This window comes from Streptococcus sp. 9.1, from assembly GCF_016648815.1.
In the GTDB taxonomy this organism is placed as follows: Bacteria; Bacillota; Bacilli; order Lactobacillales; family Streptococcaceae; genus Streptococcus; species Streptococcus salivarius_E.
Window position 1 is genome coordinate 328,901 of sequence record NZ_JACLQS010000001.1, and the last position, 23,454, is coordinate 352,354.

23 protein-coding genes, 3 tRNA genes and 1 other RNA gene are annotated in these 23,454 nt (G+C 40.6%); 4 read left to right on the plus strand and 23 right to left on the minus strand.

Annotated features, from left to right (window positions below; all coding sequences use genetic code 11):
• The first annotated feature begins 165 nt into the window (after positions 1–165).
• From H7T93_RS01545 to H7T93_RS01555, 3 genes are all read left to right on the plus strand, one after another.
• Positions 166–2,436 (plus strand): ATP-dependent Clp protease ATP-binding subunit, encoded by a 2,271-nt coding sequence (locus H7T93_RS01545; protein ID WP_037620401.1) that lies wholly within the window; start codon positions 166–168, stop codon positions 2,434–2,436.
• Positions 2,437–2,578: 142 nt separating this feature from the next.
• Entirely contained in the window at positions 2,579–3,037 is a 459-nt protein-coding gene (locus H7T93_RS01550; protein ID WP_002885978.1) for an NUDIX hydrolase, read from the plus strand.
• A gap of 9 nt (positions 3,038–3,046) precedes the next feature.
• Positions 3,047–3,349: a DUF1827 family protein gene (locus H7T93_RS01555; RefSeq protein ID WP_002885967.1), complete on the plus strand. Its 303-nt coding sequence runs from the start codon at positions 3,047–3,049 to the stop codon at positions 3,347–3,349.
• Between the two features lie 45 nt (positions 3,350–3,394).
• Here H7T93_RS01555 and H7T93_RS01560 read toward each other — a convergent pair whose 3' ends face one another.
• The 14 genes from H7T93_RS01560 to parE all read right to left on the minus strand — a co-directional run bounded on the left by H7T93_RS01560 (position 3,395) and on the right by parE (position 15,483).
• Positions 3,395–4,357: a Gfo/Idh/MocA family protein gene (locus H7T93_RS01560; RefSeq protein WP_175057469.1), complete on the minus strand. Its 963-nt coding sequence runs from the start codon at positions 4,355–4,357 to the stop codon at positions 3,395–3,397.
• Between the two features lie 79 nt (positions 4,358–4,436).
• Positions 4,437–5,120, minus strand: coding sequence for a TVP38/TMEM64 family protein (locus H7T93_RS01565; protein WP_175057468.1), 684 nt, complete (start codon positions 5,118–5,120; stop codon positions 4,437–4,439).
• Positions 5,121–5,202: 82 nt separating this feature from the next.
• A complete protein-coding gene (locus H7T93_RS01570) occupies positions 5,203–5,823 on the minus strand; it encodes a DUF3862 domain-containing protein (protein ID WP_048675996.1) in 621 nt (206 codons plus the stop codon).
• Positions 5,824–5,868: 45 nt separating this feature from the next.
• Positions 5,869–6,218, minus strand: a transfer-messenger RNA (tmRNA) gene (ssrA, locus tag H7T93_RS01575).
• 252 nt (positions 6,219–6,470) lie between these two features.
• A tRNA-Arg gene (locus tag H7T93_RS01580) sits at positions 6,471–6,542 on the minus strand.
• A 68-nt stretch (positions 6,543–6,610) separates the two neighbouring features.
• Entirely contained in the window at positions 6,611–7,813 is a 1,203-nt protein-coding gene (gene rpsA, locus H7T93_RS01585; protein WP_003094841.1) for a 30S ribosomal protein S1, read from the minus strand.
• Positions 7,814–7,933: 120 nt separating this feature from the next.
• Positions 7,934–8,005 (minus strand) — tRNA-Gln (locus tag H7T93_RS01590).
• 68 nt (positions 8,006–8,073) lie between these two features.
• A tRNA-Tyr gene (locus H7T93_RS01595) sits at positions 8,074–8,154 on the minus strand.
• Positions 8,155–8,214: 60 nt separating this feature from the next.
• On the minus strand, positions 8,215–8,445 hold the full coding sequence (locus H7T93_RS01600) for a DUF2969 domain-containing protein (RefSeq protein WP_060775851.1): 231 nt from the start codon (positions 8,443–8,445) through the stop codon (positions 8,215–8,217).
• Between the two features lie 117 nt (positions 8,446–8,562).
• Entirely contained in the window at positions 8,563–9,591 is a 1,029-nt protein-coding gene (locus tag H7T93_RS01605; protein ID WP_256263069.1) for a branched-chain amino acid aminotransferase, read from the minus strand.
• Between the two features lie 159 nt (positions 9,592–9,750).
• Positions 9,751–12,207 carry a DNA topoisomerase IV subunit A gene (gene parC / locus H7T93_RS01610; protein WP_110980883.1) on the minus strand — a complete coding sequence of 819 codons (2,457 nt, stop codon included), beginning with the start codon at positions 12,205–12,207 and terminating at the stop codon, positions 9,751–9,753.
• 91 nt (positions 12,208–12,298) lie between these two features.
• A complete protein-coding gene (locus H7T93_RS01615) occupies positions 12,299–12,826 on the minus strand; it encodes a hypothetical protein (RefSeq protein WP_175057467.1) in 528 nt (175 codons plus the stop codon).
• Positions 12,827–12,830: 4 nt separating this feature from the next.
• A complete protein-coding gene (locus H7T93_RS01620) occupies positions 12,831–13,379 on the minus strand; it encodes a hypothetical protein (protein ID WP_175057466.1) in 549 nt (182 codons plus the stop codon).
• Between the two features lie 154 nt (positions 13,380–13,533).
• A complete protein-coding gene (gene parE / locus H7T93_RS01625; protein WP_060972432.1) occupies positions 13,534–15,483 on the minus strand; it encodes a DNA topoisomerase IV subunit B in 1,950 nt (649 codons plus the stop codon).
• A gap of 137 nt (positions 15,484–15,620) precedes the next feature.
• Here parE and plsY point away from each other — a divergent pair, with 137 nt between their 5' ends.
• Positions 15,621–16,262, plus strand: coding sequence for a glycerol-3-phosphate 1-O-acyltransferase PlsY (gene plsY, locus H7T93_RS01630; RefSeq protein ID WP_107372746.1), 642 nt, complete (start codon positions 15,621–15,623; stop codon positions 16,260–16,262).
• A gap of 117 nt (positions 16,263–16,379) precedes the next feature.
• On the opposite strand, the gene H7T93_RS01635 is transcribed toward plsY, so the two are convergent.
• The 9 genes from H7T93_RS01635 to H7T93_RS01675 all read right to left on the minus strand — a co-directional run bounded on the left by H7T93_RS01635 (position 16,380) and on the right by H7T93_RS01675 (position 23,158).
• Positions 16,380–16,748, minus strand: a complete 369-nt coding sequence (locus H7T93_RS01635) for a helix-hairpin-helix domain-containing protein (RefSeq protein WP_129852105.1) — start codon at positions 16,746–16,748, stop codon at positions 16,380–16,382.
• Positions 16,749–16,822: 74 nt separating this feature from the next.
• Positions 16,823–17,077 (minus strand): DUF1912 family protein, encoded by a 255-nt coding sequence (locus tag H7T93_RS01640; RefSeq protein ID WP_002886199.1) that lies wholly within the window; start codon positions 17,075–17,077, stop codon positions 16,823–16,825.
• Positions 17,078–17,189: 112 nt separating this feature from the next.
• On the minus strand, positions 17,190–18,140 hold the full coding sequence (mmuM, locus tag H7T93_RS01645) for a homocysteine S-methyltransferase (protein ID WP_129852106.1): 951 nt from the start codon (positions 18,138–18,140) through the stop codon (positions 17,190–17,192).
• Positions 18,141–18,151: 11 nt separating this feature from the next.
• Positions 18,152–19,528 (minus strand): amino acid permease, encoded by a 1,377-nt coding sequence (locus H7T93_RS01650; RefSeq protein ID WP_129852107.1) that lies wholly within the window; start codon positions 19,526–19,528, stop codon positions 18,152–18,154.
• A gap of 129 nt (positions 19,529–19,657) precedes the next feature.
• Positions 19,658–20,257: a ribosome biogenesis GTP-binding protein YihA/YsxC gene (gene yihA / locus H7T93_RS01655; protein ID WP_002885996.1), complete on the minus strand. Its 600-nt coding sequence runs from the start codon at positions 20,255–20,257 to the stop codon at positions 19,658–19,660.
• Positions 20,258–20,266: 9 nt separating this feature from the next.
• The gene (gene clpX, locus H7T93_RS01660; RefSeq protein ID WP_002890340.1) at positions 20,267–21,493 is read right to left on the minus strand and encodes an ATP-dependent Clp protease ATP-binding subunit ClpX; all 1,227 of its coding nucleotides are present in this window, start codon (positions 21,491–21,493) and stop codon (positions 20,267–20,269) included.
• Positions 21,494–21,510: 17 nt separating this feature from the next.
• Complete coding sequence (locus H7T93_RS01665; protein WP_002886174.1) at positions 21,511–21,681, minus strand: hypothetical protein; 171 nt, start codon at positions 21,679–21,681, stop codon at positions 21,511–21,513.
• A gap of 4 nt (positions 21,682–21,685) precedes the next feature.
• On the minus strand, positions 21,686–22,189 hold the full coding sequence (locus tag H7T93_RS01670; protein WP_201041596.1) for a dihydrofolate reductase: 504 nt from the start codon (positions 22,187–22,189) through the stop codon (positions 21,686–21,688).
• Positions 22,190–22,297: 108 nt separating this feature from the next.
• Positions 22,298–23,158: a thymidylate synthase gene (locus H7T93_RS01675; protein WP_201041597.1), complete on the minus strand. Its 861-nt coding sequence runs from the start codon at positions 23,156–23,158 to the stop codon at positions 22,298–22,300.
• Positions 23,159–23,454 lie beyond the last annotated feature (296 nt).

Sequence of the window (23,454 nt, forward strand, 5' to 3'; positions counted from 1 at the left end):
AAAATTCAACATTAGCACTCCTGCCAAGAGAGTGCCAATTCTAGATGCTTTTTACTTGCAATCTATCTCCCGCATGCTATAATGGAGTCATAGATTTGACCTTTTTTGACCAAGAATATTTTCAAAAAAGGTCTTTCCCAATTCAGATAGAAAAGAGGTACTGATATGCTCTGTCAAAACTGTAACCTTAATGAAGCTAGTATTCATTTGTATACCAATGTAAATGGTAATCAGCAACAAGTTGACCTCTGTCAAAATTGTTATAAAATCATGAAATCTGACCCAGAGAACCCCCTTAATCAATTCAATCAAACTGGAGGTTCCAACTTCTTCGATGATTTCTTCAGCGACCTAAATAACTTCCGTTCTTCTAACGGTGATCTTCCCAATACACCTCCAACACAAGAAGGTGGTAACCGAGGAAACGGTGGCAATACACAAGGGCCAGGCCGCCCAGGAGGACCACGCCAACAAGCTCCTCAACAGCCACAAGGTCTTCTTGAAGAGTTCGGCATTAACATCACTGACATCGCTCGTCGTGGAGACATCGATCCAGTCATTGGTCGTGACGAGGAAATCATTCGTGTCATCGAAATTCTTAACCGCCGTACCAAGAACAATCCCGTCCTCATCGGTGAACCCGGTGTCGGTAAGACTGCTGTCGTTGAAGGACTAGCTCAAAAAATTGTAGACGGTAGCGTGCCACAAAAACTCCAAGGCAAACAAGTCATCCGTCTTGATGTGGTCAGTCTGGTTCAAGGGACTGGTATCCGTGGCCAATTTGAAGAACGCATGCAAAAACTCATGGAAGAAATTCGTCAACGTCAGGATGTTATCCTATTTATTGATGAAATCCATGAAATTGTGGGAGCTGGTAATGCTGGTGATGGCAATATGGATGCTGGAAACATCCTAAAACCTGCCCTTGCTCGTGGAGAACTTCAACTGGTCGGAGCAACAACACTCAACGAATACCGCATCATCGAAAAAGATGCTGCCCTAGAGCGTCGTATGCAACCAGTTAAGGTTGACGAACCAACGGTTGAGGAAACCATCACTATTTTGCGTGGGATTCAGCCTAAATATCAAGACTACCACCACGTCAAATATACGGACGAAGCGATTACTGCAGCTGCAGAATTGTCCAACCGCTACATTCAAGACCGTTTCTTGCCAGACAAGGCCATCGACCTTCTCGATGAAGCAGGTTCTAAGATGAACTTGACCCTCAACTTTGTTGATCCTAAAGATATCGACAAACGTTTGATTGAGGCTGAAAACCTCAAGGCTCAAGCTACTCGTGACGAAGACTTTGAAAAAGCTGCCTATTTCCGTGATCAAATTGCCAAATACAAGGAAATGCAAAAACAAACCATCAAAGACCAAGATATGCCTGTCATCACAGAAAAACATATCGAAGCCATTGTGGAACAAAAAACCAATATTCCTGTCGGTGATTTGAAAGAAAAAGAACAATCACAACTTCTTAGTCTTGCTGATGATCTTAAATCACATGTTATCGGACAAGATGCCGCAGTTGATAAGATTGCCAAAGCCATCCGTCGTAATCGTGTTGGATTGGGTGCACCAAATCGCCCAATTGGTAGCTTCCTCTTCGTAGGTCCTACAGGAGTCGGTAAAACTGAACTCTCTAAACAATTGGCGATTGAACTCTTTGGTTCAGCTGACAGTATGATTCGTTTCGACATGTCAGAATACATGGAAAAACACGCCGTTGCCAAATTAGTCGGTGCCCCTCCAGGATATGTCGGTTACGACGAAGCTGGTCAGTTAACTGAAAAAGTCCGCCGTAATCCTTATTCACTCATTCTTCTAGATGAGGTTGAAAAAGCTCACCCAGACGTTCTTCACATGTTCCTCCAAGTTCTTGACGACGGTCGCTTGACTGATGGTCAAGGGCGAACTGTAAGTTTCAAGGATACCATCATCATCATGACTTCAAATGCTGGTACAGGTAAAGTAGAAGCTAGCGTTGGCTTTGGAGCTGCCCGTGAAAATCGTACCAATTCTGTGCTTAACCAGCTTGGAGATTTCTTCAGCCCTGAATTCATGAACCGTTTTGACGGTATTATCGAATTCTCTGCCCTTAGCAAGGAAAATCTCCTCACTATCGTGGACCTCATGCTTGATAATGTCAACCAACGCTTGGCTAATAACGGTATCCACCTCAGTGTAACTGAGAAAGTTAAGGAAAAATTGGTTGACCTTGGTTACGATCCTAAGATGGGTGCTCGACCACTACGTCGTACCATCCAAGATCATATTGAAGACGCTATTACTGACTTCTACCTTGAAAATCCAAACGAAAAAGATCTCAAGGCAGTCATGACTTCAAAAGGCCACATCACCATTAAGTCTGCTAAAAAAGCCGAAAAAACTGCTCAGAAAGCTGAGACAGCAAAAGAAACTGATTAAATAAAGAAACCAAGTCGCAATGGCTTGGTTTCTTTATCTTTTCATTTCCTATTTTCAAATTTATCCCTAATTCTGCCTAAATCAATAGGAAAATGAGCAAAATTTTAGTATAATATAGGCAAATAAACGTAAGGAGCAACTCATGAATCCAACATTTGGTGACAAGGTTGAGGGAGCTCATTATCAAACACGTTACGGTGTTTATGCTGTGATTCCTAACCAAGAAAAGACAAAGATTATTTTAGTCCAGGCTCCTAACGGAGCTTGGTTTCTCCCAGGTGGAGAGATCGAAGCAGGCGAGGATCACTATAGCGCATTAGAACGCGAGTTAATTGAAGAACTTGGGTTTACAGCCACTTTAGGCCAGTACTATGGCCAGGCTGATGAATACTTCTATTCAAGCCACCGTGACACTTACTATTACAATCCAGCCTATATTTATGAAGTTGTAGATTTTTCAAAAATTGGCAAACCTCTCGAAGATTTCAATAACCTGGCCTGGTTTCCAATTGACGAAGCCATTGCTAAACTTAAACGTGGCAGTCATAAATGGGGAATCGAACAATGGAAAGAAACTAACACAACAACTGGCAAATCCTAGGAGGAAACTATGAAACTCATTAATACGACCCGTACACACCAAGAACTTGTTCAAAACCAACTTGACAACACGGATGCCTTTCTCGTAGAGACCTACTCTGCTGGGAATACTGATGTTGTCTTTACACAAGCACCTAAGCATTATGAACTCTTGATTTCAAATAAACACCGTGCTGTTAAAGACAATGAATTAGAAGTTATCCGTGAATTCTTCCTCAAACGAAAAATCGACAAAGATATCGTTTTGATGGACAAACTTAGAACAGTACACACTGACAAATTGATTGAGATCTCATTCCCAACAACTGTATAAGACAAAACAAGCAATGGCTAATACCACTGCTTGTTTTTTTGTATGTTACAAAGCTTTCGAAGCTTGATCCAGAACTTCCATAACCTGACGACTATGTTCCAACTGCTTGGCAACACTGTCAAAATCCTTGGTCGCCACCATCTTTTCAAAAGCCACAAATTCATCATGCATACGATGTTGTGGACTATTAAGATTGACAACTCTCTCTTTCTGACCATTAAGAGTGACTCCAATTTCAGGAAGAGTGTTGGTTGCACCAAAAATAGTAATAGCTCCCTTATCCCCTTGAATAGTTGAACGAATCTCCGCACTACAGTCTTTAGCTCCAATGGCAACAGCCTTAAAGTTACCATAGTCCAAAACTAGAATTCCTGACGTATCCACTCCTCGCTCCACATTAGGTAGATATTCCACACGATTAGGCTTACCAAAAAGGCCAACAAGAAGGTGAATATTATAGATATTAAGATCTCTAAGTGCTCCCCCACCCATTTCAGAGTTGAAGACAGGAGCAATTTCCCCATGTTTGAAGGCATCGTAACGTGATGAATATTGGGAATAATTGATATTCACAATCTTAATATCCCCAATATCAGACAAGGCTTCCTTAATCGCTGTAAAATTAGCCAGATATTGATTGGTAATAGCCTCCATCAAGAGAAGCTTTTTTTCTTGAGCAAGCTTAGCTAGCTCTTCAAACTCTTCTAAATGAAGGGTGAAGGGTTTCTCACAGATAACATACTTTCCGGCCAAAAGTGCTTTCTTAGCATAGTCATAGTGGGTATGATTGGGCGTTCCGACATAAATCGTATCAACTTCTGGATTAGACAAAATTAACTCATAATCACTAGTCGCCTGAGATAAGCCATATTGTTTAGCTAGGGCTTCTGCCTTATCGAGCGATCGTGGTGTCGATAAGATAGCTTCAAGCTCGATGCCCTCAATAGTTGTTAACACAGGAAGAACCTCTGTCACAATCATTCCTGTCCCTAATAATGCAAGTTTCATCAACTTACCTCCTTAATTTCTAATCTCTTTTTACAATGAACCAAGACTATGGACAAACGCATGTGTGTTAAATTCTTCTTTAGTTACTTGAATGAAGCTCATTTTTTTCCTTCCTAAAATAAATAAAGTAAATGACGAGTGAGATAAAGAGCAAGATGGCAAGTACTACCACTAATGGTATTCGAATCGGACGGATATTAAACAACAAATCTCCACTAACTGCATAAACAATCGAGACTGGCGTCACTCCAATAAGGGTTGCCAAAATCCTCGTCCTTGTGGGTAAATTCATCTGAACACAAGCATAATTGACCAGAGCTGATGGTATAAAAGGAATAGAGAAGGCTAAAGAAATCCCAATAAAACGATGCTTAAAGTTTTCAATATAGTTTAGGAATTTCTCCATACGTTTGGACTTCTCTGGCTTTTCAAGTCTTCTAAGAATTTCAAAACTAGTCAAATTTCCAAAAGTATTACCAATAATATTCATCGGAATCGCAAGCAAAGGGCCATAGAGTAGCCCAACAAAAATACAAAAAATAGAACTTGAAACTCCAGGAATAGCTGATGACAGAATCATAAGACTAATAAGGATAAGTGCATTTTGGAAATTAGCCTGCTTAAAAACTTCTCTTAAAAAGGCTTGATCATGCTTAGCGTTGATCCATTCCTTGATTAAGGGGATGAAGTTATTTAAAAGAGGCCATAAGAACACCAGTATTAAACCTGCTATCCCTATAAAAAATAGTCTTTTTTTGGTCATTACATCTCCACAATTTTAATCACTCCTTTTATTATAACAAAAAAATGCCTTCATTGATTTAGAAAGGCATTTTTTACTGTGATTACTTGTTAATCAAATTTGCTTGTGACTTGTTTTCCAAGGCACCATTTTTAAAGTTAAGGGTAAGGCTACCTGTTTCACCCTTCTTAGCGACAAGGTTTGATGACCAAAGAGCCTGTGTCATTGTTGCATCTGAAGAGACAGCGATTGAATAAACATCCGGTGTGCCAAGCGTCTTGACAGCATCATCATAGCTAGTTCCATTTTTGAGGTTTTCATACATCTTCAGTGTGATTTTGGGATCACGGACGTAAGAAAAGTTTGAAATTGACTTAACGACAGTGCTATTGTTAAAGAGTTTCGCTGTAACCACAACATTGTCATACTGCCAATTATAAACATCAAGCTTAGCATCTCCTGCTTGCTCTTGACCAGTTGATGAGGGTTCACCAAACCAGCCCTTCAAGCTATCAAGATTTGAGCCTCCTGAGAATTCTTGAGAAGCATTTGCCATGGTGATTTTATCAAAGTTCTGGCGAACATTCCCATGCTTAACAGTTAAAATCTTTGAAGCCTCATTATCCAGAGATCCCTTCGACTCAGTTTTAGACGAAGATTTTCCACAAGCAGCTAGAGTAAAAAGTGAGAGACCTAAAACGGTCAAAGACAAAAGTTTTTTCATAATAAATTCCTATATACACAAATAAAAGGCTGACGCCTCAAGTATTTATGGAGCCGGTGGGAGTCGAACCCACGTCCAAACACCTGCCAACATATTCGTCTACAACCATAGGTTATGTCTTTCATTTAACAGATAGACGACACATAACTCAAGCCTTCTATCTGCGAGCCTATAAATCTCTTTTCAACCAGCTAGGCAATGGTCAAACGTAGCTTATAAATCAATAAAACCTCTAAACAAACATAAGCAATCTGCTAGAAGTCACGCGAGCAGGTGTTTAGGCTGCTACAGCGTAAGAATTAGTATTTTTTGCAGTTATATTTAACTGAGCGTTTACGTCGCCACACGAGTCGCAGAATATGCCTCATAATGCCTGTCGAATCCGTAACGACCCCAATATGAGATACTGAGTATTATATCAAATTCTTTAATAAATTGCAAAAGATTAGCCAAACTGTCTCCCCCCAATAAATCCACTATAGAGACGCTAATACAGTAGTCAACTTTGATTTTAGGATAAGCTAGTAACCATCCATCTGTATGTTTGCCTTTTTCCTTTCAACACTAAAAGATTTTACATAATAATTTCACTAAAACTTAGCAAGAAAAAAACGTTGAGCGAACAAATCATTCAACGTTTTTCTTTTTGCACCCTAAGGGAATCGAACCCCTATCTCAAGAACCGGAATCTTACGTGATATCCATTACACTAAGGGTGCTAACAGTATACTATTATAGCATACTCTAAAATAGAAAAAAAGACATGTTTCCATGCCTCTTTTTTATCTTACAATTCGATATCTCCGAAAAGATCCGCCATTGAGAATCCAGATTGAGTTTCTGGAAGTTCGTAGTCACGTTTTTCTTGACGTTTTGGACGACGTGGACGTGATTGACGTTTTTCGTTGTTTTCGCCTTCAGCGTTAGCTGGACGTTCTTCAAGAGCTTTGATAGAAAGTGATACACGTTCTGCATCAGCGTTTACTTCAAGAACTTTAACAGTAACGTCTTGACCTACTGAAAGAACATCTTTTGGATTTTCAACACGTTTGTGTGAAATTTGAGAGATGTGAACAAGTCCATCGATACCTGGCAATACTTCAACGAAAGCACCGAAGTCAGTCAAGCGTTTAACTTTACCTTCGATAACATCACCAGCAGCAAGTTTTTGTTCAACGCCATCCCATGGTCCAGGTGTTGTTGCTTTAAGTGAAAGTGATACACGTCCTGCTTCTTCGTCGATAGCAAGAACTTTTACTTCAACTTCATCACCTACAGATACAACTGATTTAGGTGAAACGTTACGTTCGTGAGACAATTCAGTCACGTGAACAAGTCCGTCAACACCACCAAGGTCGATGAAAGCACCGAAGCTTGTCAAACGAGCAACTTTACCAGTTACGATTGAACCAACTTCAAGTTTAGAGAAGACTTCTTTACGAGCTTCTGCAGCTTCAGCTTCAACAACTTCACGACGTGAAAGGATGAAACGGTTTTCAGCTGGATCAACTTCTTTAATTTTAGCGTCAAATTCTTGACCTACAAATTGTTCAGTGTTACGAACAAAACGAGTATCGATCATTGAAGCTGGAATAAATCCACGAAGACCTTCAAATTCAACTGAAAGTCCGCCTTTAACAGCGCGTGTTCCTTTAACAGTAACAACTTCTTCTTCACGACCAACAAGTTTATCCCAAGCTTTGCGAGCTTCCAAGCGTTTTTTAGATACAAGGTAAGTTACAGTATCAGTATCTTTACCAACAACTTGACGAAGAACAAGCACTTCAAGTGTTTCACCAACTTTAACAAGGTCTGCAACGTTTGCGTCACGGTCGTTTGTCAATTCACGACGTGTCAAAACACCTTCGATACCAGTTCCTTCGATAACAACATTTGCTTGATCATTATCTACTGAGATAACTTCAGCTGTTACAACGTCACCTGTGTTAACTTCGCTAACACTGTTTAGCAATTCTTCAAATTCGTTCATTCTAAAAAGATCCTCCAACAAGAGCCAGCCAATTCTGACCCTTGATAACAATATATTTTTAAAGGTACCCGCAAAGACAATGGTTAACATAGACGGTGCCAATGCACCCGATACCTTTTACTGGGGTAGCTGGATTCGAACCAACGCATGAGGGAGTCAAAGTCCCTTGCCTTACCGCTTGGCTATACCCCAATAGCAAAATGCTATAAAAAAACATCTAAGTACTTGACATCGACTATCCCGATTCAGTTTCTTAGACATGGAGAGAGAGGGATTCGAACCCCCGAACCCGAAGGAGCGGATTTACAGTCCGCCGCGTTTAGCCTCTTCGCTATCTCTCCTTAAGAACAAGAAATAGTATATCACAGTTTCTTGACCAAAGCAAGCCTTTACTTTGGATTTTAATGATTAAGATTGTACGATTCAATAATGGCAGCTACTGCATCATCCATTTTTTTGTGGAAACCTGCAACATTTTCCTTATCAACAACGGCAAACTTACTATCAATTTCCACAATTTGTCCAATCACTTTCTTGCCAACAAGAAGTTCAAAACCTTCGATGGTTGCCTTGTTGACGACTACTTTGGCATCATTAATTTGGATTTCAATTTTTTTATCTTTTTTACTCATAGATTTATACCCGATACTTGGCTCGAGCCATCCTTTCTTAATGTATCTCCTTAATTCTACCGAAAAAGAAAAAAGCTTGCAAGAGCAAGCCTTAAAATAATCAATTACTATTAAGAATTAGTCAACTTTGACAATCCAGCCTTCTGGTGCTTCAACATCACCAAATTGGATACCTGTCAACTCATCATAAAGTTTACGTGTTACAGGACCTACTTCTGTTTCTGAGTAAAAGACATGGAAGTCATCACCATGTTGTACCCCACCAATTGGTGAGATAACAGCAGCTGTACCGCAGGCACCTGCTTCAACAAATTTATCCAATTCAGAAATCTTAACATCACCTTGGATAGCTTTCATACCGAAGCGATTTTCAGCCAAGTGAAGCAATGAGAACTTGGTGATAGATGGCAAGATAGATGGGCTGAGTGGTGTAATAAATTCGTTATCAGCTGTGATACCAAAGAAGTTTGCAGAACCCACTTCTTCAATCTTAGTGTGAGTTGCTGGATCAAGGTAGATAACATCAGAGAAGTTACGGTCATGTGCAATCTTACCTGGCAACATACTTGCTGCGTAGTTACCACCAACCTTAGCAGCACCTGTACCATGTGGCGCAGCACGGTCATAATCATCTTGAATAAGGAAGTTTGTTGGAGCCAAACCACCCTTGAAGTAGTTACCTACTGGCATAGCAAAAATAGTAAAGATATACTCATCTGCTGGATGCACACCAATAATATCACCAACCCCAATCAAAAGTGGACGGAGATAAAGTGTAGCACCTGTACCATATGGTGGAACGTATTCTTCATTGGCACGCACAACTTGTTTACATGCATCTACAAATTTGTCGACAGAAACTTGTGGCATCAAAAGACGATCAGCAGTACGTTGCAAACGTTTGGCATTTTCATCTGGACGGAACAATTGAATAGAGCCATCTTTAGTACGGTAAGCCTTGAGTCCTTCGAAAGCTTCTTGACCATAGTGAAGGGCTGGAGATGCTTCTGAAATATGCAAAGTTGCATCCTCAGTCAATTGCCCCTCGTCCCATTTACCGTCTTTGAAATATGAGATATAACGGAATGGAAGTTTACGGTAATTAAATCCTAGATTTTCCCAGTCTAAATCAACTGTCATGTGTATGTCCTCTTTTCTGTTACTATGTGCTTCCTAGTATAGTCCTTTTCATTGAAAATTTCAAGGTTGTGTTGCAAAATTCTGACAATTCTTTTTAAAACAGTTCTTTAGTCTCTTAAAGAAAAAAACTCTGCTCTCTAGTAAGAGAACAAAGCTTTCTTATCATTATTTTTCAATAATTTTAGCAGAAAAGACTTCTTTGTCTGCCAACCCTTCAATAAAACTTCCATTGCTAGTACGATCTGAAAGATTTAGAAGGGACAAATCAACCTCTGCAGTTTCACCTGTCGTGGCTGTCACAAGCAAGGTCTGAGGAGCCTCCTCTACTGGTGTTGCTAGAAGATCTATCTCACCACCAGAATTTTCTGTAAAGACTGGACCAGCCGTAAAGACGCGATGTGGTTTCGTCTTAAGCTCACGAAGAACTTGGAGACCTCGACCAGCTCGCTTAGCCTGCGGGATATCAGCTGTAGCCACACGTTTGAGACTGGCTCTTTGTGTTAAAAGGTAGAAACTTTGAGTATTTGCCACAAAAACAGCCTGAACGCTATCATCATCCTTAAGATTGATTGCCTTAACACCTGCTGCCTTGGCCCCAACTACTGGCACTTCGTCCGCGTTAAAGCAAAGGGCATAACCTCTTTGAGTGATAATCATGATATCATCCAATTGAATTGGAGTGACTGTGACAATAAAATCACTATCATCCTTGAGTTTAGCGTATTTAACCGACTTAGACTTGTAGGTACGCCATGGCGTAAATTCCTTGCGTTCGAAACGTTTAATCTGACCCAGCTTGGTAGCTGCTAGGTAAGTACCAGCTTCAAAATCATCCAGGATTTCGGCGTAAAGCACTTCTTCATCCTTAGATAAATTAGTGATGGTTTGTGATAAATGCTCTCCCAAATCCTTCCAACGAATATCTGGCAACTCATGGATTGGACGATAAATCACATTGGCCTGGTTAGTGAACATCAAGAGATGCTGTGTCGTCTTAGCCTGCTGAACCAGAATCAAATCATCATCATCACGTTTTCCGACTTCATCAATCGTTGAAGCATTGAAAGAACGTGGGCTAGTACGTTTGACATAGCCACCACGAGTGATGCTGACATAGGTTTCTTCCTCAACAATCAAACTTGCGGTATCAATTTCAATAGTCTTGGTTTCCGCTTGCAGCTCTGAACGACGGTCATTACCAAATTTCTTCTTAATGTCACGGAGTTCACGTTTCATGACATTAAACATGGTACGCTCGTCTCCAATGATGGCAGCCAAGGTCGCAATCTGCTCACGTAAATCAGCTTCCTCATTTTGGAGAGTGACGATATCCGTATTGGTCAAACGATAAAGTTGCAAGGTCACGATAGCTTCGGCTTGTTCTTCTGAAAAATCATAGCTGACCTTAAGATTTTCCTTAGCATCAGCCTTATTTTCAGAAGCTCGGATAAGAGCGATAACCTCATCCAAAATAGAAATAACACGGATCAAACCTTCGACAATATGAAGACGTTTTTCAGCTTTTTCCTTGTCAAATTTTGAACGAGCAACGATAATATCACGACGGTGGGCAATGTAGCTAGATAAAATCTTTTGCAAGCCCACTTGACGTGGGGTGAAATTGTCGATAGCCACCATGTTGAAATTGTAGTTGACCTGAAGATCCGTATATTTCAAAAGGTAGTTAAGAATGGTTTGACTGTCAGCATCCTTCTTAAGTTCAATAGCAATTCGCAAACCAGTACGGTCAGACTCGTCACGAACTTCTGCAATACCTGGAACCTTGTTATTGACTCGAACATCATCAATTTTTTTAACAAGAACTGCCTTATTAACATCGTAAGGAATTTCAGTAACGATGATTTGTTCCTTGCCACCTTTGAGTTGTTCAATTTCAGTACGTGAGCGCACAACGACGCGGCCCTTACCAGTTTCGTAGGCCTTACGAATCTCATCCTTGCCCTGAATAATAGCCCCTGTTGGGAAATCTGGACCAGGCAAGAATTCCATCAATTTATCCAGTTTAGCAGATGGGTGATCAATCATGTAGACAACGGCATCGATGACCTCTGACAGATTATGCGGTGGAATATCTGTGGCATAACCAGCAGAAATCCCTGTAGCACCATTAACCAAGAGGTTTGGAAAGGCTGCAGGTAAAACGGTTGGTTCCTTCTCTGTATCATCAAAGTTCCAAGCCCAAGGAACGGTGTTTTTATCAATATCTTGAAGAAGGTAGCCAGCAATCTCTGACAAGCGCGCCTCTGTATAACGCATAGCCGCTGGTGGATCACCATCCATAGAACCGTTGTTACCATGCATTTCAACTAAGATTTCACGATTCTTCCAGTCCTGAGACATACGCACCATGGCATCATAAATGGAACTATCGCCATGTGGGTGAAAATTACCCATAATGTTACCCACCGATTTGGCAGATTTACGATAGCCCTTGTCATGGGTATTGCCATCCTTATTCATGGAATAAAGAATACGACGTTGAACGGGTTTCAAACCGTCACGAATGTCAGGAAGCGCACGCTCCTGAATAATGTATTTGGAGTAGCGTCCAAAACGCTCCCCCATGATGTCCTCAAGGGACATATTTTGAATATTAGACATAAGATTTCTCTTTATTTTTTAGTTTAAGTAATGATTTGAAATAATATAAAAGACAAATAGTAGCTCCCCTACCTCACTGCAACACCTCTAATTACAATGTTGTTCCTTGACTTTGTAACTGTAGAAGAATGGTTTTCACCTTCCTAGTTTCTATTTCACCAATCACAAATTGAACCACTGTGCTTATCGCAATTAAAATGAAAGATACACAAGATAGTGTCAATGAAGTAGAAAGTTCCCCAAAGAATAAAATAAGGTTTAAAATTGTTAGACCGGTCATTATGGAGCCATTGATCACGAGAACTAGAGCTAATGGCATACGGAATAGCTTATAATGATAGATACTTTTTAAAAGAGATGTGATACTACAAACAACACTTAAAGGAGTAAAAACATAGACATAGTAGAAAGCCAATAACAACCCCGTGTAGGTCCTCTGTGAGAAGGGGTTGTCTATCAAAGATAGAAGGAAGGTTATCACTACTAGTATAGGCAGGGTTAAAAAGCGTGTTTTTAGTGGCCTCTTTTTATAAACGCTTAAATAAGCTATTGCTCCCCCACAAACAGGAAGGACTACTTGAGGATAGTAAAGTAAAAAACTTAATACCTTAGATAACATAGGTTTACCTCATACTGTCTTTTCCTGACTTAGCAATATAGTCTTTATTTTTTTCATTTTCCTTTCCTCCTATTATAGTTTGAACAATACCAATTATCGCTAGGAGAAGAAAAATAAGGTACATAGATGAAGCAGGGAGAAATCCCAAAGACCCTTGTAAAAAGAGCAGGTTGAGGAAAGCCAGTAATGTAGCAAAGAAACTATTAATAACTAGTAAAATTGAATATTTGGTTTGAAAGCGTATTAAATGTAGAAGACTTTTTATAAAAGCTATTAGCGAGAATGGTACATAAAACACTGAAAAGACCAACATATAGTAAAAAACAAATAATAAACCTGAGTATGGACTACCAAAATAAGAATAGAGAGGATTATCCACCACGAAGATTATGAGGGAAACTATAGATAGGAGAAAAAGGATCAAAAAGCGTGTTTTTATAGGTCGTATGCCATAAAAAATTAAGTATATGGTAGAAACAATAACCATAAGAATAATAGCCGGAACAGCTACATCTGCATGGTAAGCTAGGTAATCGATAACATTAAAATCCATTTATCTACCTCCATTGATTTCTAGTCAATGACTCTGCAAATAGTTAATAAACTATGTAAAAAATAATTAACTTAATTTTTATAAACCCTAGTAGCTATTGATAGTAAGCGCTCTCCCTGACTCTATCTTATTACTTTCCCTTCTGGTCTGCAACCTAAAATGCGCCACTTTCCTCAAGCGTAAATTTAACGTTATCTTCAATCCATTGACGGCGTGGTGCAGCCTTATCTCCCATAAGAACTGAGACACGACGTTCGGCACGCGCTAGGTCGTCAATAGTTACTCGGATAAGCGTTCTGGTCTCTGGATCCATAGTTGTTTCCCAAAGCTGGTCAGCATTCATCTCACCAAGCCCCTTGTAACGTTGGAGAATAGCTCCACGACCAAATTTTTGACGAAGTTCCTCAAGTTCCCCATCTGTCCAAGCGTATTCGACAACTTCTTTCTTGCCTTTCCCTTTAGACATCTTGTAAAGAGGAGGCAAAGCGATATAAACATGTCCTGCTTCAACCAGTGGACGCATATAACGATAGAAGAAAGTGAGCAACAAGGTCTGGATGTGAGCCCCATCGGTATCGGCATCGGTCATGATGATAATCTTGTCGTAGTTGATATCGTCAAGGTTAAAATCAGCTCCAACACCTGCACCAATAGTGTAAATCATGGTATTGATTTCTTCATTTTTGAGAATGTCTGCCATTTTGGCTTTCTCAGTGTTGAGGACCTTCCCTCGAAGAGGAAGAATGGCCTGGAATTTACGATCACGGCCTTGTTTGGCTGAACCGCCGGCAGAATCCCCTTCGACCAGATAAAGCTCATTTTTCTTAGCATTTTTAGACTGGGCTGGCGTCAATTTTCCTGACAAGAGCCCCTTGTCTTTTTTATTTTTCTTGCCATTTCGACTGGCATCACGAGCTTTTCTGGCAGCTTCACGGGCATCACGGGCCTTGATAGCCTTACGCACCAAGTTAGAAGCCAAATCTCCATTTTCCATAAGGAAATAAGTCAAGTGCTCTGAAACGATACCATCAACAATAGGACGAGCTAAAGGAGATCCAAGTTTGTCCTTGGTTTGTCCTTCAAACTGAAGGTGTTCTTCAGGAACCAAGAGCGAGATAACTGCTGACAATCCCTCACGGTAATCTGAGCCTTCAAGATTTTTATCTTTTTCTTTGAGAAGGCCTGTCTTACGGGCATAATCGTTAAAGGCCTTGGTAATAGCTGATTTAAAGCCTGTCTCGTGAGTACCGCCATCCTTAGTACGGACATTATTGACAAAGGAAAGGATATTATCAGAGTAACCGTCATTGTACTGAAGGGCTACTTCTAGGTGAAATTCCTGCTGGTCTCCATCAATATAGATGACTGGTGTCAGCGTTTCCTTGTCCTCATTCAAGTAAGACACAAAGTCTTGAACCCCATTTTCATAGTGGAATTCTTCACGAACTTCTTCTTCGCCACGCAAGTCAGTCAATGTCATAGTGACATTCTTAAGAAGAAAGGCTGATTCTTTGAGACGCTCTGAGATAGTGTTAAATTTAAAGTCAGTTGTTGAAAAGATGCTCGCATCAGGCATAAAGGTAACTTTTGTACCTGTCTTAGACTTAGGCGCTTTACCAATCTTTTCAAGCCCTGTTACAGGGTGACCACCATTTTCAAAACGTTGGCGATAAACACTACCGTCACGGGTAATTTCTACCTCAAGCCAACTAGACAGCGCATTAACAACTGAGGAACCCACACCGTGAAGACCTCCAGAAGTCTTATAACCACCCTGTCCAAATTTACCACCAGCGTGGAGAACAGTGAAAATAACTTCAACTGTTGGTTTACCCATGGCATGCATACCTGTCGGCATCCCACGTCCAGAGTCAGAAACAGAAACGGAACCATCCTTATTTAGGGTGACAGCGATGACATCACCAAAACCAGAAAGAGCTTCATCGACCGCATTGTCGACAATCTCCCAAACTAGGTGGTGAAGTCCTGTTCCATCCGTTGAGCCAATGTACATTCCTGGGCGCTTGCGAACCGCATCCAACCCTTCTAGTACCTGAATGGCATCATCATTATAATTATTTACATTTATTTCTTTTTTAGCCAAGAGTGACCTCCAAAATTTTCATCCTTATTATTTTATAAGTTTTCAGAAGAATTTGCAAAGGAAATCAAGAAAGCTCAAAGGATATCTTAATGCTGACTGACTTTGTCAATTACTAGGCTGTATGCTATAATTATCTCATGAAAATCTTATTGTTAATCCTAATCGCCTACTTGTTAGGTTCCATTCAGACCGGCCTCTGGATTGGGAAACTATTCTTCCATACCAATCTTCGTGAGCATGGCTCTGGAAATACTGGAACAACCAATACCTTTCGTGTTCTAGGTAAGACTGCTGGTACCATCACATTTTTAGTTGATATGTTCAAGGGTACCTTGGCTGTTCTTCTACCTATCTGGCTTGGTGTTACAGAGGTTTCACCTCTAATCATTGGTTTCTTTGCTATTATCGGACATGTTTTTCCAATCTTTGCTGGATTTAAAGGCGGGAAGGCTGTAGCGACAAGTGCAGGGGTGCTTCTTGGCTTTGCCCCACTCTACTGTGTATTCCTACTCTTGGTCTTTGTCCTAACACTCTATCTAACCAGCATGATTTCATTTTCAAGTGTCACTGCAGCAATTGTTGGACTTATTACCTTAGCTGTGTTTCCAGCCATCCATTTCTTACTAGATGGCTACGACCTTATTTTCACTGGGGTTCTTACCATCATGGCTTTGCTTATCATCTTCCGCCACACTGAAAATATGGGGCGAATCCGTAGGCATCAAGAAAACTTGGTACCTTTTGGACTTAATTTAACCAAACAAAATCCAAATAAATAATACAGATCTATCAACCACTAGCAAAAAGCTAGTGGTTTTCTTGTTCTCCTAATCAAACAATGCTTTCCAAGTCAAAGAATAAAGATCCGAAGTCTACACCTCGGATCTTTTTTAGGCTTAAGCTTTAAAGCTGACACCATTTTCTTTCAATTTTTTAACTGTCGCAGGTCCAACACCCTTGAGGGCAAGAACTTCTTCTTCAGTCACAGTAGCAAAAGCCTCTACTGAAGTCAAACCTTCATTATAAAGAGTTTCTACAAGGTTTGAACGAAGGCCTTCAACCTCTGGAAGTTCTGCAAAGGCTTCAAGACTAAGATCTTTGTCTGCTACTTCTTCCTTTGCAACTGTCTTAGTTTCAGCAACAGATTGTGGTGCTACTGGTGGAACAGGCGCAACGGGTGGAACAGGGGCTTTAACATTATTGAAAAGTCCTTGTTTTTTCAAACGGTGTTTAAAAGCTTTCTTTTTATTTTTTACTTTAGCCATGTTTAGTTTTCTCCTATTTTGATAGACGATACCTTTCTATAAAGTAGTATCGCCATTTTCTTTTTCATCCTTTATTAATAGTGACGTTCCCCGAACAAGCCATCTGGCATATCATGGAAACCTTTGCCAGCACGATAGTTGGCAAACTTACCAATTAGGAAATTGTAAGCATCCAATTTAGCTTCATAGCGGTAACTTGCATCACGTGCACGTTCATCGCCGTCTTCTTCCCAGATTTTCTTGCTAGCGGCCAAGGCCGTTTCGTTTACTTTAACTTGGGTAACAACCCAGGCTTCGAAGTCTTTTAGAAATTCTTGTTCGTAGGTCATATTTTCCTCTTCATTTTAAAAACCAGCTTAACGCTGGCTTCATTTTCTACTAATAATGTGTAGAGCTCATAGCCTTACAGTCTCCTATTATAACAAATAATTAGAAATTTGACTAGGTTCTAAACTCTTTATATAAGGCTTTAATGTCATTTGGACGTGTGCGGCAGCAGCCACCTAAAATCTTAACTCCAAACTGAGCATGCCAATCTTTACTATGTTCAACTAAGGTTAGAGCATCCTTATCCTTAGGTTTCCAAGTCTGCGTACTGCCATCATAAACCTCACCTGAGTTTGGGTAAGTAATGAGGGCTTTTCCAGCATTTTTAAGAATAGCAAGAGCCTGATCATAAAGAAGAGGCGAACTACAGTTGATTCCTAGGGCCAAGATTTGATCTGACTGGGAAACAAGCTTGGCAATCTCATCTAAAGAAGTCCCATCACTGATAGTGCCTGATTCTTGGACTGTAAAACTGAGATAAGCTTCTGCTTCTGGAAATTCTTCAGCCAGGAGTTCAATCAAGGCTTGTGCTTCCAGACGATTTGGAATAGTTTCCAAAGCTAGCAAGTCAACACCTTGATCTAGGAGAATTTGAATCCTAGGCCGATGAAACTCCTTAAGCTCCTCGATAGTAATTTGACCATAATCACCACTATACTCAGAACCATTAGCCAAATAAGCTGCGTAAGGACCGACATCACCAGAGATCAATGGATAAGGACGATTAGCCTTCTCACTGTCATCCAAAGTTGCCCAGACCTTATCGCGTGCATCCTTTGCCAACTGAACTGTCAAGGCAATAATCTGCTCTGCTTCTTCTTTAGTGAGTCCAGCGTCTATCAAGCCTGGCAAGGTTGCCTGATAAGACGATGTGGTAATCAAATCAGCCCCAGCAGCTACATAGGTTTCGTGGATTTTTTGAATAACTTCTGGCTTTTCAAGTAGGTACTTGGCTGACCAGAGTTTGCCAGAAATATCATAACCCAAGCTCTCCATCTCTGTTCCCAGAGCCCCATGAAGAATGAGGGGAGATTTATTCTCTAAATAGTCTTTAAATATTGCCATACAAGGCCTCCTTACCGTTTTTTAAAGCGAAGGTAGTGATAGAGGTAGCAGAAAATCATGAAAGGAATACCAAAGTAGAGTCCCGCACGCTGCGAACTATCCCAAGCAATACCAAGAACAGAGATAGCCAACAGAATGATTGTAATATAAGGTAGGATTGGATTAAACGGTGTCTTGTAATCTAACTCATCATCAGAATGCTCTAAATTCCACTGTTTACGGAAGTTGATTTGTGCCATAGGAATAGAGAGCCAGACAACAACAACTGCAAAACCAGCAATTGATACCAAAGCTAGATAAACTGTATCTGCTGCATAGATACTAGAAAAGAGCGATAAAACTGCTCCTGCCATAGAAATCAAAAGAGCTGTCATTGGAACACCATGCTTATTAATTTTCACTAGCTTTTTATTGAGCATTCCCTCATTGGCCAAAGACCACAGCATACGGCTTGACGCATAAAGTCCTGAATTTCCAGCAGAAAGGATAGCTGTCAAGATAACAAAGTTCATGATGTCCGCCGCAAATGGAATTCCCATCTTATCAAAGACATCAACGAAAGGTGCTGAAGATACCCCTGCTTCTTTCATGGGAAGAAGCGAAGCCAATACCACAATGGTCAAGACAAAGAAGATAACCAAGCGTCCAATTGTCGTTTTAATAGCACGTGGAACAGCCTCTTTAGGATTATCTGTCTCACCAGCTGCGATACCGATTAACTCTGTTCCCGAAAAGGCGTAGTTAACCGCCAACATGACTGATACAATGGCAAGACCACCATTTGGAAAGAGACCATTAGCCGTCAAATGTTTGAACATAATAGCTTCACGATGACCATCAAAGCTGACCAAACCAAACATAGCCCCCAGACCTAGGATGATAAAAACCAAGATAGCAATAACCTTTATAGAAGAGAAGAAAGATTCCGCTTCCGCAAAAGACCTTACGCTCAGAGCATTAATTCCAAAAATCACCAAGGCAAAGAATGCCGCAAACATCCAAGCCGGAACTGATGGAAACCAACGTTGCATCAACATGGCCGCACCCAGAAATTCTGTTCCCAAGGCTACCGTCCAACAAATCCAATAAAGCCAAGCTACCGTAAAGCCGGTTCCCGGACTGATAAATTTAGTGGCATAGGTGTGAAAGGATCCCGTTACTGGCATAGCAACAGCTAGCTCACCTAATGAAAGCATGACTAAGTAAACAACGATAGCCCCCACAAGATAAGATAGTATCGCACCAAGAGGGCCTGCTTGAGCAATCGTATAGCCTGAACTCAAGAATAGACCGGTACCAATAACACCACCTAGCGAGAGCATAAAGAGGTGGCGTGAGGTCATCTTCCGTTGAAACTGACCTTCATTTTCATAATTATGGTTTTCCATAGATTCCTCCAATAGATGTAATAAAATAAGCTTATCATAATAAAAACCCTTTGGATAATAGGTGGAAACTATCAAAGAGATAGACAAAAACTATCGCAAGAAAAAAACTCGGATTTCTCCGAGCTCTTTTTATAATTCTGCTAAAATCGTATCCCATGCTTCATCATAACCGTCACGTGTGACAGATGAAAAGACGATGAAATGGTCATTTTTATCGAAATTGAGTTTTTTCTTAATAATTGATTCGTGCTTGTTCCATTTTCCGCGAGGAATCTTGTCAGCCTTAGTCGCTACAACGATAACCGGAATTTCATAATACTTGAGAAATTCATACATTTGGATATCGTCTTGAGTTGGTTCATGTCGGAGGTCAACCAAGCTAACAACGACACGAAGATTATCTCGAGTCACGAGGTACTCCTCAATCATTTTGCCCCATTTGGCACGTTCTTTTTTAGACACACGGGCATAACCGTAACCTGGCACATCCACAAAACGAAGCTTATCGTCAATATTGTAGAAATTAAGCAACTGAGTTTTCCCTGGTTTCCCAGAAGTACGTGCTAGGTTTTTACGACCAAGAAGTGTATTGATAAAGCTTGATTTACCAACATTCGAGCGTCCTGCTAGGGCAACCTCAGGGAGGTCATCTTGGGGATAGTGGCTCTTATTCGCCGCACTAAGCAAAATCTCAGCATTGTGCGTATTTAGGACTTGTTCTTCAGCCATAGAACCTCCTTATGCTGTTTCCAAAACTGGAGCAGCTGTGCCGTCAACGGCTTCTTTTGTAATACGAACCTTAGTCACATCTTCCTGGCTAGGAATTTCAAACATGACATCCATCATGACTTCCTCAATGATAGAGCGAAGGCCACGCGCACCGGTCTTACGTTCAATTGCCTTACTTGCAATAGCTTCAAGAGCATCCTGGTCAAACTCCAGTTCAACCCCATCATAAGACAAGAGGGTTTGGTACTGTTTAACCAAGGCATTTCTAGGCTCTGTCAAGATACGAACCAAGTCGTCAACCGTTAACTGTTCAAGGGCCGCAAGGACTGGCAAACGTCCGATAAACTCAGGGATAAGACCGAATTTTTGAATATCTTCAGCCACAATTTCTTGCATGTATGATGAGTCATCATCAATTGCCTTATTATTTTGACCAAAACCAATGATTTTCTCACCAAGACGTTGCTTAACGATATCTTCGATACCATCAAAAGCACCACCAACGATAAAGAGAATATTCTTAGTATCAATTTGAATCATCTCTTGGTTAGGGTGTTTACGACCACCTTGAGGGGGAACGCTAGCTACTGTTCCTTCGATAATCTTCAAGAGAGCTTGTTGAACCCCCTCACCAGAAACGTCACGAGTGATTGATACATTTTCACCCTTTTTAGCAATCTTATCAATCTCGTCAACATAAATGATACCACGTTCCGCACGTTCGATATTGAAGTCTGCCGCTTGGATCAGTTTGAGGAGGATATTTTCCACGTCCTCACCCACATAACCTGCCTCTGTCAATGATGTTGCATCCGCAATCGCAAATGGAACATTCAAGCTACGAGCCAAGGTCTGAGCCAAGAAAGTCTTCCCTGAACCAGTTGGTCCAATCATGAGAATATTTGATTTTTGCAAATCCACATCATTGTCTTCACGACTTTCTGTGAAATTGATACGTTTATAGTGATTGTAAACAGCTACCGCCAAGGCACGTTTGGCACGGTCCTGCCCCACGACATAGTTGTTCAAAATATCTAAAAGTTCTTTTGGCTTCGGAGTTTCAGCCAAGTCAGCCAAAACTTCTTCTGCCATTTCCTCACGAATGATTTCTTGTGACAAGGCCACACATTCGTTACAGATAAAGACGCCATTCCCAGCGATAATTTTCTTTACTTCTTCTTGGTTTTTGCCACAAAATGAACAATAAACCATTTCTTCATTACGATTTCCAGCCATTTATTCCTCACTCTTTTCTAAAATAGGGTGCCATAGAAGGCGTGAATAGTATTGACAAGGTTAGTAAAAGCATTTAAAAAGAGAAAAACTGCTAACCCATAACGTTTCTTGCGAAAGGCAGGAATGGCAGAGAGTACACAAAGCACCCCCAATAATGCAGTAAATAACCCAAAAACACTACGTTGCATGAACCTAGTCTCCTTCTTTTTCATAGCGACTTATGCTAAAGTCGTAGGCATTTTTATCATCCTTGACCACGTGGTCACGTGATACCTCTTTAAATGCCGTCATGTCTAGTTGTGGAAAATACGTGTCTCCCTCTAAATCAGCCTCAATAGTTGTCTTGATGAGTGCATCATAATATCCATCAAAAGCCTTGTAGACACCAGCACCACCAGCAATATAGAGGTCCTTATCTTGCTGTTCGAACCAAGCCAGAGCTTCCTCAACACTCGTAACAGTCGTTACACCCTCACAGTCGAAGTCCTTATCTCGTGTCAAAATCAAGGTTTCACGTCCTGGTAGGCAACGACGGTTCATGCCATCAAAGGTCACACGTCCCATGAGAATTGCTGAGCCCATGGTCGTTTTCTTGAAATGTGCCAGTTCAGCAGGCAAGTGCCAAGGCATGGTGTGATTCTTCCCAATAACATGGTTATGAGCTTCCGCCCAAATAGCAATGAGTTGTTTAGACACAGTATTTCCTTTTCTTTTTAAGTTTACAATCCATTCTAACAAAAAAAGAGAAAAAGAGCTTGGAAAAAACTTTGCCAGCTCTTTATGGGCTTAAATCATAAGCATTTATTAAATTGCTAAGTCAAATTTGAGTTGAGGTTTAACAGGGTCATAGTCAACCAATTCAAAATCTTCTGGTTTGATATCGAAGAAATTAGTCCCATCAGGAACATTGAGGACCAAGCGTGGTTGGCAATCAGAGGGCTGACGTTTGAGCAGTTCTTCGGCTTGCTCAAATTGATTGTCATAAATATGGAGGTTGTTGATAAAATAAAAGAATTTACCAACTTCCCAACCAAAGTGCTTGGCAATCATCATCTGAAGGGCAACATACTGCATGGCATTAATATGATGAGCCACCAACATATCGTTAGAACGTTGCGTCAAAGTAGCATCCAAATAAATGTCCTCACCCACACGACGAACGTCAAACATGGTTTGGAAGGCACAAGGCTGAAGTCCTGCTGTCTCCTCGAAGGCCTCGTAATCCCAAAGGGAGATGACATTACGGCGATTCCACGGATTAGCCTCCAACTGAGCCAACAAACGGTTAATAATATCGTGCTTCTTAACGACCGCCCCATAACGCTGACCAATCGAACGCTTGTCCCCATTATTGGCAGGTACGCCTTCAACTTCCCAGTCATTCCAATAATACACATTATACTTGTCTTCAAGGACATCTAGGCTATTTGACTGGTCTTGGTAAATCCAAAGCACTTCTTTGATGGCTGATTTGATAGCGATAGGACGCAGAGTGGTAATAGGAAACTCTCCCTTGCTCAAATCATATTCAGCAAAAGACCCTGTAATGTATTTGGAATTGGCTGTAGTGCCATCCTTGTATTTAGGACGTGCTTGCTCCGACCAAACACCCTCTTCCATGATTTTAGTGATATTTTCTTTAAATATAGTGTCTGCTTTTGTCATGATTTTCCTCTTTATTCAATTGAAAACAAAGTATTTTTTGAGACTTTCCTTAAATGATTACGGACGTCTGCGAACTTCTTCGAAGTTCCAAGACTAATTTTTGAGCCTATGGTCTCAAAAATTCCGAGTGTCTGTAAACAAAACACTTTATTTACAGACACTTATCTCACAGCGGAAAGTCTCACTTAACGCTCGCAATGATTTCAATATATAACAACAATTTTACTTTTCTAACATAGCTAAAAAACTAGTAGAGTGCCATTTCAATTTTACCCTATTCTGCTTGAAATGAGAAA

What these genes read in the sequence shown, in the direction of transcription:
- H7T93_RS01620 (WP_175057466.1), bottom strand. Translation starts at nt 13,379, where the DNA reads ATGGATTTTAATGTTATCGATTACCTAGCTTACCATGCAGATGTAGCT.
- H7T93_RS01555 (WP_002885967.1), top strand. Translation starts at nt 3,047, where the DNA reads ATGAAACTCATTAATACGACCCGTACACACCAAGAACTTGTTCAAAAC.
- H7T93_RS01570 (WP_048675996.1), bottom strand. Translation starts at nt 5,823, where the DNA reads ATGAAAAAACTTTTGTCTTTGACCGTTTTAGGTCTCTCACTTTTTACT.
- clpX (WP_002890340.1), bottom strand. Translation starts at nt 21,493, where the DNA reads ATGGCTGGAAATCGTAATGAAGAAATGGTTTATTGTTCATTTTGTGGC.
- yihA (WP_002885996.1), bottom strand. Translation starts at nt 20,257, where the DNA reads ATGGCTGAAGAACAAGTCCTAAATACGCACAATGCTGAGATTTTGCTT.
- mmuM (WP_129852106.1), bottom strand. Translation starts at nt 18,140, where the DNA reads ATGGCAATATTTAAAGACTATTTAGAGAATAAATCTCCCCTCATTCTT.
- H7T93_RS01635 (WP_129852105.1), bottom strand. Translation starts at nt 16,748, where the DNA reads ATGGCTAAAGTAAAAAATAAAAAGAAAGCTTTTAAACACCGTTTGAAA.
- rpsA (WP_003094841.1), bottom strand. Translation starts at nt 7,813, where the DNA reads ATGAACGAATTTGAAGAATTGCTAAACAGTGTTAGCGAAGTTAACACA.
- parC (WP_110980883.1), bottom strand. Translation starts at nt 12,207, where the DNA reads ATGTCTAATATTCAAAATATGTCCCTTGAGGACATCATGGGGGAGCGT.
- H7T93_RS01615 (WP_175057467.1), bottom strand. Translation starts at nt 12,826, where the DNA reads ATGTTATCTAAGGTATTAAGTTTTTTACTTTACTATCCTCAAGTAGTC.
- H7T93_RS01545 (WP_037620401.1), top strand. Translation starts at nt 166, where the DNA reads ATGCTCTGTCAAAACTGTAACCTTAATGAAGCTAGTATTCATTTGTAT.
- H7T93_RS01550 (WP_002885978.1), top strand. Translation starts at nt 2,579, where the DNA reads ATGAATCCAACATTTGGTGACAAGGTTGAGGGAGCTCATTATCAAACA.
- H7T93_RS01675 (WP_201041597.1), bottom strand. Translation starts at nt 23,158, where the DNA reads ATGACAAAAGCAGACACTATATTTAAAGAAAATATCACTAAAATCATG.
- H7T93_RS01640 (WP_002886199.1), bottom strand. Translation starts at nt 17,077, where the DNA reads ATGACCTACGAACAAGAATTTCTAAAAGACTTCGAAGCCTGGGTTGTT.
- plsY (WP_107372746.1), top strand. Translation starts at nt 15,621, where the DNA reads ATGAAAATCTTATTGTTAATCCTAATCGCCTACTTGTTAGGTTCCATT.
- H7T93_RS01560 (WP_175057469.1), bottom strand. Translation starts at nt 4,357, where the DNA reads ATGAAACTTGCATTATTAGGGACAGGAATGATTGTGACAGAGGTTCTT.
- H7T93_RS01600 (WP_060775851.1), bottom strand. Translation starts at nt 8,445, where the DNA reads ATGAGTAAAAAAGATAAAAAAATTGAAATCCAAATTAATGATGCCAAA.
- H7T93_RS01565 (WP_175057468.1), bottom strand. Translation starts at nt 5,120, where the DNA reads ATGACCAAAAAAAGACTATTTTTTATAGGGATAGCAGGTTTAATACTG.
- H7T93_RS01650 (WP_129852107.1), bottom strand. Translation starts at nt 19,528, where the DNA reads ATGGAAAACCATAATTATGAAAATGAAGGTCAGTTTCAACGGAAGATG.
- H7T93_RS01665 (WP_002886174.1), bottom strand. Translation starts at nt 21,681, where the DNA reads ATGCAACGTAGTGTTTTTGGGTTATTTACTGCATTATTGGGGGTGCTT.